This window comes from Cellulosimicrobium sp. Marseille-Q8652, assembly GCF_965112045.1.
Genome location: NZ_CBCOPS010000001.1, coordinates 1,672,252 through 1,691,435 on the forward strand (window position 1 = coordinate 1,672,252; position 19,184 = coordinate 1,691,435).

Sequence of the window (19,184 nt, forward strand, 5' to 3'; positions counted from 1 at the left end):
AGGCGAACGCGGCCTCGGTGGCGCTCGTGCGGACGACGGCGACGTCCCTGCTGCGTTCGCCGTGCCGACATCTGCGACCAGTGCGTGCCGAGGCCCCGAATTCTGGCACCTGCGTGATCACGCACCAGGACCGTGCCCTGCCACGAGACGTCGTGGCGGAGGCTCCTACCGGCTGAGGTCGACGATGGTGCGGCCGCGAACCTGGCCGCCGAGGATGCGGGGCGCGACGTCGAGCACGTCGGCGAGACCGATCGTGGTGCTCATGTGGTCGAGGGCGTCGCGGTCGACCTCGGTACCCAGCAGATTCCACGCGCGCTGCCGCAGGGACAGGGGTGCGTCGACGGAGTTCGCACCGGTGAGGGTGACGGCGCGCAGGATGAACGGCAGCACGGTGCCGGGCAGATCCGGGCCCTGGGCGAGCCCGTAGGCGACGACGATGCCGCCGTAGCGCGCCTGGGCGAGTGCGTTGGCCAAAGTGTGTGAACCGACGCCGTCGACGACGCCCGTCCAGCGCTGCGCCTGAAGCGGTGCGGACGCCGGTTCGGACAGGGTCTGACGGTCGATGACCCGTGATGCGCCGAGCCCGGTGAGGTAGGCGTGCTCGTCTTCCTTGCGGCCGGTGGACGCGGTCACGGAGTAGCCGCGGCGGGCGAGCAGACTGATCGCGATGGAACCTACCCCGCCTGCGGCGCCTGTCACGAGCACCTGGCCGTCGCCGGGCTCGAGACCGTGGTCCTCGAACGCGAGGACGGCCAGCGCGGCGGTGAACCCTGCGGTGCCGATCGCGGCCGCCTGCGCGGAGGTGAGGGTGTCCGGCACCTTCACCAGGGACGCAGCGGGCGCGGTCGTGTACTCGCCGTGTCCGCCGGGGCGCTTCTCGCCGGCCCCGGCCCCGTTGAGGGTGACTCGGTCGCCGGGCGCGAAGGCGTCCGAGGTCGACTCGGTGACGGTCCCGACGACGTCGATGCCGACGGTCAGCGGCCAGGCGCGCACGAACCCGGGACGGCCGAGCACGGTGCTGCCGTCCTTGTAGTTCACGCTCGAGTGCGACACCCGGATCAAGACCTCCCCGTCCGCGCCCGGGCGTGGAGGGTCGATATCGGTCAGTACGGCTGGTTGTCTCGGGGCGGAGACGACGATCGCGCGCATGGAGAAGGCACCTTTCGGTCAGTGGACGAAGACGTGCCGCGTCGGCTCGGTCAGTCCTCGTAGCTGGGCAGGATCTCGCTGTTCCTCACGAACGTCAGCGCGGCCTCGACGTCCTAGGCGTGGATGGCGGACACGTGCGGAGCGAGCAGCTCGGTGAGGTGTCCGGCATGGTCGGTGTAGAACGCGTCACGGGCGGTGTCGTCGGAGAACCCGAGGATGACCGAGGCGTGCAGGTGCTGGTCGTGCGGGTAGTCGTGCGCGACGTTCGGGGTGTCCCATGACGCGGGATCCGGGCTTTTCGCCAGGGGCGACGTCGTACCAACGGGAAGTGCCGGGAGGACCGGCGTGCAGGAGGGGGCGACGGAAGATGTCGACCTCGTCCTCCGTTCTCGGGTGTTCGGAGGGTCAGGGGGCGAGGAACTTCGCGGCGACGGGGGCGAACTGCTCCCAGTGCTGGAAGATGCCGCCGTGCCCGGAGTTGGGGTAGATGATCAGCTCCGAGCCCTTGATGCGCTGGTGCAGGTCCGCGGAGAGGATGGAGGGCACCATGCGGTCGTTGTCGCCGTTGGCGATCAGCGTTGGCTGGGTGATCACCGAGAGGTCCGACGGCGCGGAGCGGCCGAACTTCTGGATGGCCTTCAGCTGGGTGCTGAACGCCTTGTTGCTGATCGGCTCGTCCCGGTCGGCGGTGCGCTCCTTGAGCCGCTCCACGAACGCTTTCCCAGCTTTCTTTCCGACGGCGTCGCGGTTGAAGAAGAGGAACTCCTTGGGGTCCGAGCGGGTCAGGGTGGCGCGGAAGATGTCCCAGTAGGTGACGGCTACGACCTTGTCGATGTTCTTCCCGCCACGCGGGCCGGTTCCGGTCAGGACGAGCCGGCGGACCAGGTCGGGGTGCTTCACGATCAGGTCCTGGGCGATCATGCCGCCCATGGAGAACGAGAAGACGTCGATCTTCTCGAACCCCAGGCCCTTCGTGATGAAGGCGTAGGCGTCATCGGCTGCTTCCTCGATCGTGTCCGGGACGGTGCCGGCGGATGCGCCGACGCCGCGCTGGTCGAACGTGATGACGTGACGGGTCGTCGCGATGGCGTCGACGATGCGCGGGTCCCAGTTGTCCAGCGTCGCGGCGAGGTGCACGAAGAACACCACGGGGATGCCGCCCTTCGGGCCCAGCTCCCGGTAGGCGAACGTGACGCCACCGGCGTTGACGGACTTCGCCGGGGCTTTCGCGTAGGAGGTGATGACGGGTTCGTCGGTGCTGTGGTCGGTGCTCATGGTCGCCTCCTGCAGCGGATTGCGCTGTCGGTGGTAGGTGTCGGTGACAGTGAGTGGTTGGCTGGTCAGGGACCGGTGATGACGACCTTGCCGCGCAGGCCGCCCTGGGCCAGGGCATCCAGGGCACGCGGGGTCTCCTCGAACCGGAACCGTTCGCCGACGACGGGGCGGAGGCGGTCGGCGTCGACGAGGGCCGCGATCTGCCGCAGCTGGTCGCCGCTGCCGTGCATCCACAGGAACTCGTAGGACACTCCGAGCTTCTTCGCCTGCCGGCGGATCTTCCCGCTGAGTGCGGCGATCGCGACCCGCAGGATCGGGTTCAGACCCTGACTCCTCGCGAACGCGGGGTCGGGCGGGCCGGCGATCCCGATCGCCTTCCCACCAGGCTTCAGGATCCGCAGGGACTTGGCGAGGTTCTCGCCGCCCAGGGAGTCCAGGACCAGGTCGTAGCCGGAGAGCTCGGTCTCGAAGTCCCGGGTGCGGTAGTCGATCACCTCGTCAGCTCCGAGCTCGCGGACGAAGTCGGCGTTCTTCCCCGACGCGGTGGTCGCGACGTGCGCGCCGAGGTGCTTGGCGAGCTGGATCGCGATCGATCCGACCCCGCCGGCACCCGCGTGGACGAGGACCTTCTGCCCCGGCTTGACGTCCCCGCGCTCGACGAGCGCCTGCCACGCGGTCAGCGCCACCAGGGGCAGGGAGGCCGCCTCGACCGGGCTGAGCTTTTCGGGGATCGGGGCGAGGTCGGACTCGTCGACCGCGATGCGCTCGGCGAACGTCCCGATCCGCCCGTCCCGGGGGCGGGCGTAGACCTGGTCGCCGGGCGTGAAGCCGGTCACGCGTGCTCCGGTGCGGATGACGGTGCCGGCCACGTCGTGCCCGAGGACGAGCGGGGTCTTGTAGGGCACGATCGCCTTGAACTCGCCGGCCCGGATCTTCTCGTCCAGCTGGTTCACGCTGGTGGCGGTCACGCGCACGAGGACGTCGCGGTCGCCCACGGTGGGCTCGGGGACCTCCGCCTCGTGGATGGGCTGCTTGTAGTCGTCGAACAGGAACGCTCGCATGGTTCCTCTGTCTCCTCTGGATCTGTCTGTGGGTGACCGGCGGTCAACGCTGCAGGAACGTGCTGGTGAGGTGAGCGACGGTCCGGCGGCTCTGGGAGACGGCCCCGTGCCCGGAGTCCGGGAACACCTGCACCTGCGCGTCGGGGTACCGCTGCAGCAGCGCGTCGGCGTTCGCGGGCGGGACCATGCGGTCGCTGTCGCCGTGAAGGACCAGTACGGGCGTCGTCGACTCGGACGGCACCGTGGGTGGCTGCTGGCATCCCCAGTGGTTCACCGCGCGCAGCTGTGCTCGGAGCACCGCGGGGGAGACGGGCTCGTCCCGTCCTGTGCGCCGCTGCTTCAGGCGTGCCTGGTACGCCTTCGCTGCCCGCGTGCCCTGGCGCGTGCGGGTGAAGAACAGCAGGGACGTCGGGTGCGTGAACGTCACCAGCCCCCGCACGACACCGCGGACGAATACTCCGGTCATGCGTGTCAGCCCGGGACCGCCCCGTGGACCGGTACTGGCGAGGATCACCCGGTCCACCAGCTCAGGTGACTGCTCGAGGAGCGCCTGGGCGACCATGCCGCCCATCGACAACCCGAACAGGTCCACCCGCGACAGGCCCAACGCCCGGATCACGGCGATCGCGTCCGCAGCCATGTCCTCGAACCGCTCCCGCGCGACCCCGGTGGAAGCGCCGACGCCGCGGTAGCCGATCAGGATCACCCGGCGATCCTTCACGAGCGGATCGACGAGCTCCGGATCCCAGCTGTCCAGATTCGCACCAAGATGCGTCAACCCCACCAACGGCGGGGCGTCCGTGCGCTCGTCACCGAGATCGCGATAGACGTACTCCGTACCAGCCACGGCGATGGTCCGCGTCGGTACATCGACCAGACGCACCGGTGTGGCATGCGGTCCGTGCGCTGCGCGTCCCATCCCCTGTCCCTCTCTTCCCTCGCGACCGGCGGGTCACTGCCGACAGTGCCGAGCGTACTCAAGCATGAGTCCACTCAGTAATATTGTCAAGGAGGGCTGCCGTGGAAACGCATCCCGGCGCGATGGGTCGACGGGAGCGAGCGATGGAGGACGAGCGGGGTCGGATCTGCTCCGCGGCCAGCGAGCTGCTCTCCGGGGGTCACGGAAAGTCGCGGTACCCCCCGTCGATGTCGCGGGGAGCGGGCGACGGAGGCGTCGACGTCGCTGCGTGGAGGTCGTCACAGGCGGGTAACGATCCGATCGGCGGGTGCCGACGACTTGACGGGACGCGCCCGGGGCGGCACTGTGGGGGCACGCAAAACGATTGGGCAAGAGATGGCGCAACGACGAGTCACGATCAAGCAGGTCGCCGCTGAGGCAGGCGTGTCGATCACCACGGTGTCCCACGTCCTCAACGACGTGCCGGGCAAGCGGGTGCACCCCGACACGCGGGAGCGGGTCAAGGAGGCGGCGACGCGGCTCGGCTACGTGCCCAACGGGCTGGCGCAGAGCCTGCGCACCCAGCGGTCGAACACGATCGGTCTCGTCGGCGACGAGATCGCGACGACCCCGTTCGCCGGGAAGCTGATCCTCGGTGCTCAGGACGTCGCGCTGTCGCGGGACGCGGTCGTCTTCGTGGTCTCGACCGGCTACCAGCGCGACGTGGAGAACCGCGAGATCGAGGAGCTGCTGCGTCGGCAGGTCGACGGCATCCTCTACGCCTCGATGTACCACCGGACGGTCGAGCTGCCTCCGCAGCTCGCCTCGGTCCCGACGGTCCTGATCAACGCCTCGTGCACCACGCCTGGCGTGCCGTGGGTCGTGCCCGACGAGGTGGCGGGCGGGGAGGACGCGGCCGACATCCTGCTCGCCGCGGGGCACCGCCGTCTGGCGTTCATCAACGACGTCGACGAGATCCCTGCGGCGTTCGGCCGCGAGGAGGGGTTTCGCCGGCGCGCCGCACAGGCAGGGCTGCGCGCGGACGACCTCGAGGTCGTCACGGCGGAGACCGACCCGGCCGGTGGCTACGCCGCGGCCCGGAGGCTGCTGGAGGCCGAGGCTCGCCCGACGGCGATCTTCTGCTTCAACGACCGCCTCGCCATGGGCGTCTACCGCGCGGCCACGGAGCTGGGGCTCCGCATCCCCGACGACCTGTCCATCGTCGGCTTCGACAACCAGGAGTTCGTCGCGGACGGTGTCTTCCCCGGACTGACGACCATCGAGCTGCCGCACTACGACATGGGTGTCTGGGCCACCGAGCAGCTCTTCGACCGCATCGACGCGGCGCAGCAGGCGCCCCAGCCCGCTCCGACAGCACGACTTCGGGGACCGGTGATCCACCGGGACTCGGTCGCGCCGCCCCCCTGGGTTCAGAGCCCAGGGAAGCGGCGCCAACCTTCAGACCGGCGGGCCAACGCCGGCGCTGACGGTGCAGCACCAACCATCCACACGAACAAGTGACCTGGGAGGGCACCTTGTCTCGCAGAAACAGCCGCATCGTCGCGGCCAGCCTAGCCGTCCTCGCTGTTGCGGGCACAGCCGCATGCAGCACCGGGTCCGGCGGGAACGACTCCGACGGACCCGCCACGATCGACCTCTGGACCCACGCCGGCGGCAACGAGGCCGAGCTGGGAGTCATCAGCACCATCGTCGAGGACTTCAACGCCAGCCAGGACCAGTACGAGGTCAAGGTCCAGGACTTCCCCCAGGACGCCTACAACGACGCCGTCGTGGCGGCCGCCTCCTCGGACAACCTGCCGTGCATCGTCGACGTCGACGGGCCCAACGTCGCCAACTGGGCATGGGCCGGGTACATCCAGGCGCTCGGGCTGCCGGAGGAGACCTTCGACGGTCAGCTCGCCGGCACGCTGGGCCGGGTGGACGGCGAGGTCTACGCCTACGGGTACTTCGACGTCGCGCTCGCCATGTTCAGCCGCCAGTCCGTCCTCGACGAGGCCGGCGTGCGTGTGCCGACGGTCGACGAGCCGTGGACCAAGGACGAGTTCATGGACGCTCTCGCCAAGATCGACGGTCTCGGCCAGTTCGACTACGCCCTGGACATGGGGACGGGCGGCACGGGCGAGTGGATCCCGTACGGCTACTCCCCGCAGCTGCAGAGCTTCGGCGGTGACCTGATCGACCGCTCCGACTTCCAGAGCGCCGACGGGGTGCTCAACGGGCCGGAGGCGCTCGAGTGGGCGCAGTGGTTCCGCGGCCTGGTCGACGACGGCTACATGGCGCAGACCTCCGGTGACGACTCCACGGCTGACTTCGTGAACGGCAAGAGCGGTCTGCTGTTCACCGGGAACTGGGCCGACGCGACGGTCAGGGAGGCGTTCGACGACGCCGTCGTCCTGCCGCCGCCGGACCTGGGTGCCGGGCCGAAGATCGGTGCCGGCTCCTGGCAGTGGGCGCTCGCCGAGGGCTGCGAGGAGGTCGACGGTGCCCGCGAGTACCTCGAGTTCGCGCACGACACGAAGTACTTCGTGGAGTACGGCAACGCCGTGGGCCTGATCCCCGCCACCCTGGACGCCGCGGCGGAGATCCCCGCCTACGCCGAGGACGGGGAGAGCCGGATCTACCTCGAGATGGCCGACCAGTTCGCGGTCGTGCGCCCCGAGACGCCGGCCTACCCGTACATCTCCTCGGTCTTCCAGAAGGCGACGAGCGACATCCTCGCCGGTGGCGACCCGCAGTCGATCCTCGACAAGGCGGTCGCCGACATCGACCGTGACATCCAGCAGAACGGCGGGTACACCTCCTGACCTGAGCGTCAGGACGACCCCCGGCGGCGGCTGCGGGCAGCTCAGTCGCGCCCGCAGCCGCTCGCCCCCGGTGAAGGAATCCACCTCATGGCCCTAACCCAGCAGAGCTCGCCATCGTCTCCGGCTCTGGTCACCCAGTCACCCCCGCTGCGCCGCCCACGCGGACGGCGTGGAGAGTCCGCGGCCGCCGCCTGGATGATCAGCCCGGCGCTCGCGCTCTTCCTGCTGTTCCTCTTCGTGCCCATCGTGCTGGCGTTCGCCCTCGCCTTCACCAACGCGCGGCTCATCTCCCCTCGCCCGCCGGAGTTCATCGGCCTCGACAACTTCTCGCTGCTGCTGACCGACCCCGTCTTCTGGGCGTCGGTGCGCAACACCTTCTACTTCGCGATCGTCGTGGTCCCGGTCCAGGCGGGTCTGGCGCTCGTGCTCGCGGTGCTGGTGAACGCCAAGGTCAGGGGCACCCAGTTCTTCCGCACCGTGTACTTCCTGCCGGTCGTCACCTCGATGGTCGTCGTCTCCCTGCTCTGGCGGTTCATGTACCGCCAGGACGGGCTGGTCAACCAGATCCTGGACGCGGTGACGTTCGGTCGCTACACGCCGATCGACTGGCTCAACGACCCGACGTGGGCGATGCCCGCGATCATGTTCATGTCGGTGTGGCAGGGCGTCGGCTTCACCATGATCATCTGGCTCGCCGGCCTGCAGACCATTCCCGCCGAGCTGTACGAGGCCTCCGAGCTCGACGGCGCCGGGACGTGGCACCAGTTCCGCTACGTCACGTGGCCCGGTCTGCTGCAGACCCGCACCTTCATCCTCGTGACCATCACGATCGCCGCGTTCTCGCTGTTCACGCAGATCAACGTGATGACGCAGGGCGGACCGCTGGACAGCACGACCACGGTCGTCTACCAGGCCGTGCGCAGCGGGTACCAGCAGCTGCAGACCGGGTACGCGTCGGCGATCTCGCTCGTCTTCTTCGCCCTCGTCCTCACGGTGTCGCTGCTCCAGCGCTACCTCACCCGCGAGAAGGGCTGATCTCCATGTCCGTCGCTGCCCCGTCCCGTACCACCACGGCACAGAACAAGACGACCGGAGAGCGACGCCGTGCCGTCGTCGTGACGATCCTGCGGTCGGCGCTCGTGCTGTTCTTCGCCCTGCCGATCGTGTTCATGCTGGTGTCGTCCCTGAAGCCGGACCTGCAGATCTTCGCCGACCTGGACTCCCCACGGGCGTTCCTGCCGGTGGGCGACGTGTCGCTCGAGAACTACGTCGGCGTGTTCGACCGCGTCCCGTTCGCCCGGTTCATCCTGAACTCGGTCGTCATCTCGGGGGCGACGATCGCGTTGGGCATCCTGGTCAACAGCATGGCGGCGTTCGCGCTCGCACGTCTGCGCTGGCGTGGAAAGGGCGTCGTGCTCGGCCTCGTCCTGGCCACGCTCATCGTCCCGTTCGAGACGCTCGCCCTGCCGCTCCTGTGGTGGGTCAACAAGCTGCCCTCGCTGGAGGCCGACGGGTTCTCGCTGGCGTTCAAGCAGGGCTGGCTGGACACCTACCAGGTGCAGATCATCCCGTTCATCGCCAACGCCTTCTCCGTGTACCTCTTCTACCAGTACTTCGCCTCGATCCCGCGCGAGCTGGACGAGGCCGCACGGATGGACGGCGCCGGCTGGTTCGCGATCTACCGCAAGGTCGTCATGCCGCTGTCCGGGCCCGCGATCGCCACGGTCGCCATCCTCACGTTCCTTCCCGCATGGAACTCCTACCTGTGGCCGCTCATGGTGGTCCAGAGCGAAGAGCTGCGGCCGGTCATGATCGGGCTGCAGTACTTCTTCCAGATGAACACCTCGTGGGGCCAGGTGATGGCCTACTCGTCGCTGATCACCATCCCTGTGGTCGCGCTGTTCCTGGCGTTCCAGCGGTCCTTCATCAACTCCATCGCAGCTTCGGGGGTCAAGGGCTGATGCCGTACGTTCTTCCTGACGTCTGGACGTGGGACATGTGGTTCGTCGACGACGGGCACGAGCACCACGTCTTCTACCTCAAGGCCTCGCGCGCACTGGGTGACGCGAACCGCCGGCACTTCCACGTCACGGTCGGCCACGCCGTCTCCGACGACCTGCGCACCTGGCGCGAGGCCCCCGACGCGCTGATCGCCTCGGACTCCCCGGCGTTCGACGACTACACGACCTGGACGGGTTCGGTCGTGCGTGCACCGGACGGCACGTGGCGCATGTTCTACACCGGGACCAGCCGCGACGAGAGCGCGCTGGTGCAGCGCGTCGGCGTCGCGACGTCGAGCGACCTGTACACCTGGGAGAAGGCCTCGACCGAGGCGCTGTGCGAGGCGGACGCCACCTGGTACGAGAAGTACGACGGCGTGGCGTGGTTCGACGAGGCCTGGCGCGACCCGTGGGTCTTCCCGGACCCCGAGGGCGCGGGCTGGCACATGCTCGTCACGGCACGCGCCAACCACGGTGACACCGACAGCCGCGGCGTGATCGGGCACGCCACCTCGCCGGACCTGCAGGAGTGGACCGTGCGGGCACCGCTGTCCGACCCCGGTGCCGGGTTCGGACAGCTCGAGGTCCCTCAGATCGCCACGATCGAGGGGCGCACCGTGCTGATCTTCAGCTGCCTGCACGGCGAGCTGAGCGACGACCGCAAGAGCGCGGGCGAGCGCGGCGGGGTCTGGGCCGTCCCCGTCGACTCCGCGACCGGCCCCTACGACGTGGAGAAGGCCCGCCGCCTCACGGACGAGAGCCTGTACGCAGGTCGACTGGTCCAGGACCGCGACGGCGCCTGGTGGCTCTTCGCCTTCCACCACGTCGACGACACCGGCGCCTTCGTCGGTTCCCTGTCCGACCCCCTGCCCGTCGGCTGGGCACCGGACGGGCGTCTCCACGTGAGCGACGGCCGCTTCGACCACCTCGCGTGACACACCGGCGGCCGGCCATGCCGGGCCGGCCGCCGGCCCTACCCCTCGGATGACGGACATCAAAGGAGATGCCATGAGAATGCTCGCTCTTGCGCGCCCTCGTCAACGCGCACTGCTCGCGACGCTGCTGGCGGCCACGCTCGCCCTGGCCGGCGCCCTCGTCGCGGCCCAACCGGTCACCGCCGCGGCCCGCCCCACCATCGACAACCCGAGCTTCGAGACCGGCGACCTGACCGGCTGGACCGTCGTCGAAGGCCAGGCGTTCACGGACGCCGCGGTGTCCGACGCCACCGGCTGGGGATGGGGCTGCTGCTTCAACCCCGAGGGGACCCACCACCTGTGGGGAGCGGCCACCGCCGGGGGAGACACCCCGACCGGCCGCCTGCGGTCCTCGGTGTTCACCCTGCAGGGAACCGGCGAGATCAGCTTCCTGCTCGGCGGCGGCAACGACCCGGCGAACCTGTACGTGGCGCTGCACCGCGCGTCGGACGGCGCCGAGCTGATGCGCGCCACGAACACCGCGTTCGCCGACTCCGAGCAGCTCGGCCGCGTCGTGTGGGACGCGTCCGACCACCTCGGTCAGGAGCTCTACCTCGAGGTCGTCGACCGTGCCTCCGGCGGCTGGGGCCACCTCAACCTCGACGACGTGCGCACCCACACCGAGCGCTCGATCGGTCAGATCCTCAACCCCGGCTTCGAGACCGGCGACCTGACCGGCTGGACCGCGACCGGGCAGTCGTTCACCGCAGCGCAGGTCACCCACCGCACCGAGTGGGGTTGGGGCGGCCCGTTCGGGCATGACGGCGAGTTCCACCTGTGGGGCGCGAACGACGGCGGCGACGACAAGACCGGCACGCTGACGTCGTCCACCTTCACCCTCACCGGAACCGGGGTGATCGAGTTCCTCATCGGCGGCGGCAACGACCGCGAGAACCTCTACGTGGCGCTGCACCGCGCGTCGGACGGCACCGAGCTCATGCGCGCCACCAACACCGCGTTCGCCGACTCCGAGGCGTACAGCCCCGTGCGGTGGAACGCGGCCGACCACGTGGGCGAGGAGCTCTACCTGCGCATCGTGGACGACGCCACGGGCGGCTGGGGACATATCAACGTCGACGCCTTCACGATGGCGGTCGACGAGGACCCCGTCGGCCACGAGTTCGACAACGCGGACTTCGAGGCGGGCAGCCTGCAGGGCTGGACCGCTGACGGTGACGCGTTCTCCGAGGCCACCGTGAGCTCCGCGACGACGACCGCCGGCGGCGAACCCTTCGGCGCCCAGGGGACCTACCACCTGTGGGGAGGTGCGCAGGGAGCCTGCCTGACCGGCACGCTGACCTCCCCGCGGTTCGTCGTCGGAGGAGGCGGGCAGATCCGGCTGCTGATCGGGGGGACCGCCGATCCGAAGGTCTACGTCGCCGCGGTATCGGACACGGACGGCCAGGAGCTCGCCCGCGTGGGCGTCGCCGCCTCGCGCGAGACCTACACGGAAGCGGTCCTCGACCTCACCGGCCACGTCGGGGAGACGGTCCGTCTGCGGCTCGTCGACGCCTCGTCGACCGGACACCTCAACGTCGACGACATCCGGACGCCCACCGACGACCCGACGCCGTCCGCGCTCGACCTCCCCTCGACCGAGCAGGCGCAGGCCCTCGGTGCGAACGCGTCCCTCACCATCACCCCGGTCGTCGACCCCGCGTCCCGGACGAGCTGGGCGGCCGCCGCCAGCACGTGCCGGGACGGGCTCGGCAGCGTCGCGCCCCACGACGCCTAGGCCCTCTGCAGCGCGCCCACCGCGCTCGAGACGACCGACGACCACGACGACACGACGAGAGGTAGTTCCCATGACGGAGCTCCGACAGACCCAGCCGACCACCAACCTTCCGGGGCTCGGCCGCCGGACCTTCCTGCAGGGCGCCGCGGTGTCCGCGGCGGTCATCGCGACCGGTGCGCTGTTCCGCCCGGCCGCCGCAGCGACCGGTGACCCCGTCCTCCGCCTGACCTACGACCAGCCCAACGGCTCGACCACCGTCCTCGACGAGGTCGGCCGGTCCACCTTCACCGTCCACGTCAGCAACAACCCGGCCGAGCGCGTGCCCGGCGTGCGCGGCAACGCGTTCCGCACCGACGGCTTCTCCACGTGGGCGACGGGGCAGTTCGCGACGCCGCTGACGACGCGGATGACCGTCCAGACCTGGATCGCGCTCGAGAGCTACCCCTCGGACAGCGAACAGCCCTACGACGCGCTGACGCCCTCGTCGATCATCTACCAGCGGACCGACGACGCGGGGTTCGACATCGCCATCAACACCTACGGCGAGTGGTGGTTCACCGCGCACGTGGGTGGCCAGTGGCGCACGGTCAAGGCACCGTGGCTGTTCCCCCTCTACGAGTGGGTGCAGATCGCCGCCGTCGTCGACGGCGACGCCGGGCAGCTGCGACTGCACCTGGACGACGCGGCCGGGCCGAAGATGGCTTCGGTCGCCATCCCGACGGGGTCGCGGTTCACGCAGGCCGCCGGAGCGCCGCTGGTGGTCGGCAAGGCCAGCAAGGACGTCACGACCGGCGTCTTCCTGATCAACGCGATCAACGCCGCGTACGACGACACACGGATCTACGACATCGCCCGCGGCGCCGCCGCGCTGACGGGCGAGTACACCACCGGGATCGCCGGGGCCAGCCCGGCCCACGACGTCGCGCTCCAGGTGACGGGTCTGCGGTTCGCGGACGACATCCTGCGGCCGCGGTACCACGCGATGCCACCGGCCAACTGGACCAACGAGCCGCACGGCCTGGTCAAGCACGACTGCAGCTACCACATGTTCTACCAGCGCACACCGAACGGCCCGTTCAAGTGGCAGATGAACTGGGGCCACATGACCAGCACGGACCTGGTGCACTGGACGAACATGCCCGACGCGCTGCGGCCGGAGCTGAACGACCGCGAGGCGAGGCTCGGCGCGGTCGCCGGCAGCGGGCTGACCGCGCAGGGCTCCAAGGGGATCTGGTCGGGCGACGTCGTGTCGGTGGACGGCACCGCGCACGCGTTCTTCACCACGGTGAACTTCGGCGGGCCCTTCGACCCGGGGATCTCGCGCGCGTCCAGCTCCGACCCGGACCTGCTGACCTGGACGAAGGCGAGCACCGGGGTCATCGACAAGAACGCCCCGGCGCACGTGGCCGACTTCCGCGACCCCTACCTGTGGCAGGAGGGAGCGACCTGGCACATGATCATCGGCGCCGCGACCGACGCCGGCGGGGCGTTGGAGCACTACACGACCCAGGACATCCAGGGGCAGTGGACGCGCGCGAGCCGGCCGTTCTCCACGATCCCGTTCGCGTCGATGGACATCGGCTCGGCGATCTGGGAGATGCCGGTCTTCGAGAAGATCGGCACGCACCAGGGGCGGGACAAGTACGTCCTGGTCGTCAGCCCGATCGGCAGGTCCGTGTCCAAGCTCACCGAGCCGTACACACGCTCGGTCTACTGGACGGGGACGTGGAACGGTAGCCAGTTCACCCCGGACTACGCCCGACCCAACAACCTCGACCTCATCCACGGCCATCTCTCCCCGACCGTGACCCACGGCCCCGACGGGAAGATCGTCGCCATCGGCATCGTGGACGAGCGCTCGAGCTCGACGATGCAGCGCGACCTCGGCTGGGCGCACACGTTCAGCGCGCCGCGGGAGTGGCGTCTGCTCGAGGACGGCCAGACGCTCGGTCAGCGGCCGGTCGCCCAGCTCATGACCCTGCGAGCGGGCTCGGCGCAGACCGCGACGAACGTCGTGGTGACCGGGGAGCACCACCTCGCCGCGGCCGGCAACCAGGTCGAGATCCTCGCCACGGTCGACCCGGCGAGCACCGGGACCCGGTACGGCCTGTGCCTCGGCGCCTCGCCCGACGGCGCGGAGATCACGCGGATCTACTACGACGGCAACGACATCGTCATCGACAAGACCCGGTCGAGCCGCAACTTCGAGAACGAGGAGGCCGTGCTGCTGCGCGGCGCCTACGACGAGGCAGCCTTCGGCAAGCCCCGCACGTTCCACGTCTTCGTCGACCACTCCGTGATCGACGTGTTCGTCAACGACGCCGCGGCGTTCTCGAACCGGATCTACCCGACGAGCCGGGGCGCGGACGGCGCGGCCGCCAGCACGGGCCTGAGGCTCTACTCCGAGGGCGGCCAGACCCGCTTCACCCAGACCGACGTCTGGCAGCTGCAGTCCGCCTGGCCGACGACGGGCTCCTGACCGCACCGCACAGCGGCTGCCGACCCCACGGCGGCGGCCGATCCCGCTACTTTCGCGCGACGAACATCCCAGGAGATGTCATGAGAACGTCAGCTTCCGCGCAGCCGCGCCCATGGCGCGTCCTGCCCTCCGCGGGCATGGCCGCGGTCCTCGCCCTCGCCGGGGCGTTCGCCGTGGCCCCGCCTGCCCAGGCCGCGGCCCCGCCCACGATCGACAACCCGAGCTTCGAGACCGGCGACGTGACCGGGTGGCAGGTCCTCGAGGGCGAGGCCTTCACCGACGCCGCGGTCTCGGACGCCACCGACTGGGGCTGGGGCTGCTGCTTCAACCCCGACGGCACCTACCACCTGTGGGGAGCGGCCGCCGGGGGTGATGCTCGCACCGGACGCCTGCGCTCCTCGGTCTTCACGCTCCAGGGCATCGGGGAGATCAGCTTCCTGCTCGGTGGCGGCAACGACCCGGAGAACGTGTACGTGGCGCTGCACCGGGCGTCGGACGACGCCGAGCTGATGCGCGCGACCAACACCGCGTTCGCCGACTCGGAGAAGCTCAGCCGCGTGGTGTGGGACGCGTCGGCCCACCTCGGCGAGGAGCTCTACCTCGAGGTCGTCGACGACGCGTCGGGCGGCTGGGGCCACCTCAACCTCGACGACGTGCGCACCTACACCGAGCAGTCGATCACCCAGGTCGCCAACCCCGGCTTCGAGACCGGTGACCTGACGGGCTGGACCGCGACCGGCGAGGCGTTCACCGCGGGCCAGGTCACGGACGCCACGGACTGGGGCTGGGGCGGCCCGTTCGGTCAGGACGGGACCTACCACCTGTGGGGTGCGAAGGACGTGCCCGACTCCGCGACCGGCACGCTCACGTCGTCCACCTTCACCCTCGCCGGGACCGGCGCGATCGAGTTCCTCATCGGTGGCGGCAACGACCCGGAGAACCTCTACGTCGCGCTGCACCGTGCGTCGGACGACACCGAGCTCCTGCGCACCACGAACACCGCCTTCGCCGACTCAGAGAAGTACAGCCGCGTGCGCTGGGACGCGACCGACCACCTCGGTGAGGAGCTCTACCTGCGGGTCGTGGACGACGCGACCGGCGGATGGGGGCACATCAACGTCGACGCGTTCGACACCACGGTCGACGTGCTGGGCCACGAGTTCGACAACGCCGGCTTCGAGTCCGGGACGCTCGACGGGTGGACCGCCCAGGGGGAGGCCTTCACCGCGGACGACGTCAGCACCGAGACCACCACCCCCGACGGTGAGCCGTTCGGTGCCGAGGGCACGCACCACCTGTGGGGCGGGGCGCAGGGGGACGACAGCCTGACCGGAACCCTGACGTCACCGCGCTTCGTCGTCGGGGGGCGCGGCCAGGTCCGGCTCCTGCTCGGCGGCACCGCCGACCCCGCGGTGTACGTGACCGTGCGCTCGGCGACCGACGACCGGGAGCTCGCACGCGCGACCGTCGCCCAGACCGGTGAGGTCTACCACGAGGCGGTCCTGGACCTGGGCGGACACCTCGGTGAGGCCGTCTACCTGCAGCTGGTCGACGACTCCTCGACCGGTCACCTCAACGTCGACGGCGTGCGCACGCTCGTCAACGACCCGATGCACTGGTCCTTCGACGAGACCTCCGGCACGCAGGCCCGCGACGACGGGTCGGACACGGTCGACGACGTGGCCTACGTCTTCGACGACGCGAGGTACAAGCCGGACTCCGACCCGCTGTGGAGCGCGGGCGTCGACGCCGGGTCGTTGCTGTTCGACGGCTACTCGACCTACGTCCAGCGCGACGGGGCCGCCGCCCTGACCCCGAGCAGCACCCTGAGCATCCAGGCATGGGTCGCGCCGCGCTCCTACGAGTGGGGAGACCTCGGGCAGGCGTCGGCCATCGTCAACCAGCACGACCCGGACGCCAGGACCGGGTACCTGCTCGGCATGTACCGCCACGGGTCCTGGGGTCTCGAGCTCGGTGACGGCATCGCCTGGCACACGCTGCGCGCCCCGGAGGACGCCGTCCTGCCGACGTACGAGTGGAGCCACGTCGCCGCCACCTACGACGCCGGGTCCGGTGTCATGCGCCTCTTTCTCAACGGCGAGCCGGTCGCGACCAAGGACGTCGGGGCCGGGACACGCATCCTCGCGGCGGACGACCAGCCGCTCCTGGTCGGCCGGCACAACCAGGCCGCCGTCATCAACGGCACGTTCCACGCGAACTCCTGGAACGGCGCGATCGACGAGCTCACCGTGACCGACGAGCTCCTCGGCCCCCAGCAGATCGCCGACGCCGCGGCCCAGGGCGGTGACACCTCCACCGAGGACCTGCAGCCGGACCGGTCGCGCTTCGACGGAGACCGCTACCGCCCGCAGTACCACTTCCTGCCGCCCGAGCACTGGATGAACGAACCCCACGCACCGATCTGGTTCGACGGGCAGTACCACATCTTCTACCAGCACAACCCGCAGGGCCCGTACTGGCACCAGATCCACTGGGGCCACGCGGTGAGCACGGACCTGGTCCACTGGGAGGACCTCCCGGTCGCGATCGCGCCGACCGAGCCCGTCACGCCCGACGGGGTGTGGTCCGGCAGCGCGACGACCGACGCCGACGGCAACCCGGTGCTGTTCTACACCGCGGGCAACGACTCCAAGGTCCCGAACCAGGCGACCGGTCTCGCATGGCCGGTGCCCGGCGCCGCGCAGAGCCCGCTGACCGAGTGGCGGCTCGAACCGGAGCCCGTCACGGTCCAGGAGCCCGACCTCACCTCACCCGTGGGCACGCCGTGGTTCGGCCAGTTCCGCGACCCGTTCGTGTGGAAGGAGACCGCCGACGACGGCACGCCGATCTGGTACCAGATCGTGGGATCCGGGATCGTCGACGGCGAGACGAAGGTCGGTGGGACGGCCCTGGTCTACACCTCCCGCGACCTCGTGCACTGGGAGTACCAGAACCCGCTGTTCATCGGTGACGCGCAGACGTACCCGAAGACCGGGACGGTGTGGGAGCTGCCGGTGCTGCTCCCGCTCGGCGAGCAGGACGGCGCGGAGAAGTACGTGTTCGTCGTGAACCCGTGGTTCGAGGGATACGACGAGAACACCGCGAAGAACACCTACTACTGGGTGGGGGAGTGGGACCGGGACAGCCACACGTTCGTGCCCGACCACGACGAGCCGCGGCTCTTCGACTACGGCGAGCACTTCACCGGACCGTCCGGGATGGTCGACCCCGAGGGAAGGTCCCTTCTGTTCACCATCACGCAGGACGGGCGCAGCGAGGACGAGCACCACGACGCCGGCTGGGCGCACTCGATGGGGCTGCCGGTCGAGCTCACGCTCACCGACGACGGCGATGCCGGCCTCGAGCCGGTGGACGAGCTGCAGTCGCTGCGCTCGACGAAGGTCGTCTCGGTCAAGAACCAGTCGGTCGAGCGGACCAACGCCACGCTCGACGAGAAGCACGACACGTTCACGGACCTGCTCGAGATCAAGGCCGAGCTGCAGATCACCCCGGGATCGACGAACGGGGCGACCACGGAGGCCGGCCTCGAGGTGCGGCGCAGCAGCGACGGGACCGAGCGGACCACCCTGACCGTCGACCGCGAGGACGACACCCTCACCCTCGACCGGAACTACTCGAGCCTGGACCCCGACACCCGCAAGGGCGTCGACCAGGGCGCCTTCGAGGTCGACGCCAACGGCAAGGTCACGATGCACGTCTACGTCGACCGCTCCGTCGTCGAGGCGTTCGTCGACGGCGAGAAGTCGATGACCACGCGCATCTACCCGACCCTCCCCGACTCCGTCGGGCTGCACGTCCTCGGGGGCTCCAACGTCAAGGTCACGTCCCTCGAGGTCTGGAACCTCGACGGCGCCTACGGAGAGGTCGCTCCGGCGCACTACGAGGAGCCGACCGCGGGCGAGACCACCGAGGAGCTGACGAACGGTGACTTCGCGACGTGCGACCTCACCGGGTGGACCGTCGTCGAGGGCGACGCCTACGGCGACGCCAACGTCACCGACGCGACCGACTGGGGCTGGGGCGGTCCGTTCCGCCAGGCCAACGCGTGGGGCAGCGAGGACCGCTGCCACCTGTGGGGGTTCAACGAGGCGGTCGGGGACGCCGCGACGGGTCGACTGCGGTCCGAGACGTTCACCCTCGGCGGCGACGGCCAGATCGACCTGCTCACCGCAGGCGGCGACGACCCCGACTCGCTCTACGTCGCCCTCGTGCGCGCCGACAGCGGGGAGGTGGTCGCCAAGGTCAGCGGCAACGTCCACGAGACGCTGCGCGCGCAGTACCAGCGACGCGTCATCGACGCGGCACAGCACGTGGGGGAGAGGTTCTACATCGAGATCGTCGACCAGGCGACAGGCGGCTTCGGACATCTGAGCGTCGACGACATCAACGTCCCGGTCGCGGGCGTCGACGAGCCGGAGGTCGCGTTCTCGGAGGTGGTGGAGCCGCGCGTGCTGGCGGGAAAGGTCTACCTCGCGGTCAGAGTCGCCTCCGAGGAGGACGTCTCGGTGGACGTCACCGTCACGACGCCGTACGGCGAGAAGACGTTCACCGGAGTCACTCCCGGCAAGAGCGCCTACCAGTCGTTCGCGACGCGGCAGACCGCGATCGGAGCAGGGGAGGTGACCATCAAGGTCTCGAAGACCGTCGACGGCACGGTGATCACGTCCACGCGGACCGTCAGCTACGACGCGGTCGACTAGCCCGCGCCGCGGGGCCCGAGCGTCGCCACCCGGCGTGCCGACGGGCGCAGCACGAAATCCGGCTCTC

Annotated in this window: 12 protein-coding genes; 8 read left to right on the top strand and 4 right to left on the bottom strand. The window is 69.9% G+C overall.

Going from position 1 to position 19,184, the window contains the following annotated elements:
- Positions 1–165: 165 nt before the first annotated feature.
- From ACWPWV_RS07340 to ACWPWV_RS07355, 4 genes are all read right to left on the bottom strand, one after another.
- Positions 166–1,149: an MDR family oxidoreductase gene (locus ACWPWV_RS07340; RefSeq protein ID WP_454042265.1), complete on the bottom strand. Its 984-nt coding sequence runs from the start codon at positions 1,147–1,149 to the stop codon at positions 166–168.
- A 405-nt stretch (positions 1,150–1,554) separates the two neighbouring features.
- Positions 1,555–2,424 carry an alpha/beta fold hydrolase gene (locus tag ACWPWV_RS07345; RefSeq protein ID WP_454042266.1) on the bottom strand — a complete coding sequence of 290 codons (870 nt, stop codon included), beginning with the start codon at positions 2,422–2,424 and terminating at the stop codon, positions 1,555–1,557.
- Between the two features lie 65 nt (positions 2,425–2,489).
- Positions 2,490–3,485 carry an NADP-dependent oxidoreductase gene (locus tag ACWPWV_RS07350; RefSeq protein WP_454042267.1) on the bottom strand — a complete coding sequence of 332 codons (996 nt, stop codon included), beginning with the start codon at positions 3,483–3,485 and terminating at the stop codon, positions 2,490–2,492.
- 43 nt (positions 3,486–3,528) lie between these two features.
- Entirely contained in the window at positions 3,529–4,404 is an 876-nt protein-coding gene (locus ACWPWV_RS07355) for an alpha/beta fold hydrolase (protein WP_454042268.1), read from the bottom strand.
- A gap of 375 nt (positions 4,405–4,779) precedes the next feature.
- Between ACWPWV_RS07355 and ACWPWV_RS07360 the strand changes: the two genes are divergently transcribed.
- From ACWPWV_RS07360 to ACWPWV_RS07395, 8 genes are all read left to right on the top strand, one after another.
- Positions 4,780–5,904 (top strand): LacI family DNA-binding transcriptional regulator, encoded by a 1,125-nt coding sequence (locus ACWPWV_RS07360; RefSeq protein WP_454042269.1) that lies wholly within the window; start codon positions 4,780–4,782, stop codon positions 5,902–5,904.
- 14 nt (positions 5,905–5,918) lie between these two features.
- Positions 5,919–7,208: an extracellular solute-binding protein gene (locus tag ACWPWV_RS07365; RefSeq protein WP_454042270.1), complete on the top strand. Its 1,290-nt coding sequence runs from the start codon at positions 5,919–5,921 to the stop codon at positions 7,206–7,208.
- A 195-nt stretch (positions 7,209–7,403) separates the two neighbouring features.
- Positions 7,404–8,243, top strand: a complete 840-nt coding sequence (locus tag ACWPWV_RS07370) for a carbohydrate ABC transporter permease (protein ID WP_454042271.1) — start codon at positions 7,404–7,406, stop codon at positions 8,241–8,243.
- Positions 8,244–8,248: 5 nt separating this feature from the next.
- Complete coding sequence (locus ACWPWV_RS07375) at positions 8,249–9,169, top strand: carbohydrate ABC transporter permease (RefSeq protein WP_454042272.1); 921 nt, start codon at positions 8,249–8,251, stop codon at positions 9,167–9,169.
- Complete coding sequence (locus ACWPWV_RS07380) at positions 9,169–10,143, top strand: glycosyl hydrolase family 32 (RefSeq protein WP_454042273.1); 975 nt, start codon at positions 9,169–9,171, stop codon at positions 10,141–10,143. The genes ACWPWV_RS07375 and ACWPWV_RS07380 overlap by 1 nt, the downstream gene beginning before the upstream one ends.
- Positions 10,144–10,216: 73 nt before the next feature.
- Entirely contained in the window at positions 10,217–11,917 is a 1,701-nt protein-coding gene (locus ACWPWV_RS07385; protein WP_454042274.1) for a hypothetical protein, read from the top strand.
- Between the two features lie 70 nt (positions 11,918–11,987).
- Positions 11,988–14,396: a GH32 C-terminal domain-containing protein gene (locus tag ACWPWV_RS07390; RefSeq protein WP_454042275.1), complete on the top strand. Its 2,409-nt coding sequence runs from the start codon at positions 11,988–11,990 to the stop codon at positions 14,394–14,396.
- An 80-nt stretch (positions 14,397–14,476) separates the two neighbouring features.
- Positions 14,477–19,117 carry a GH32 C-terminal domain-containing protein gene (locus ACWPWV_RS07395; RefSeq protein ID WP_454042276.1) on the top strand — a complete coding sequence of 1,547 codons (4,641 nt, stop codon included), beginning with the start codon at positions 14,477–14,479 and terminating at the stop codon, positions 19,115–19,117.
- Positions 19,118–19,184: the final 67 nt, after the last annotated feature.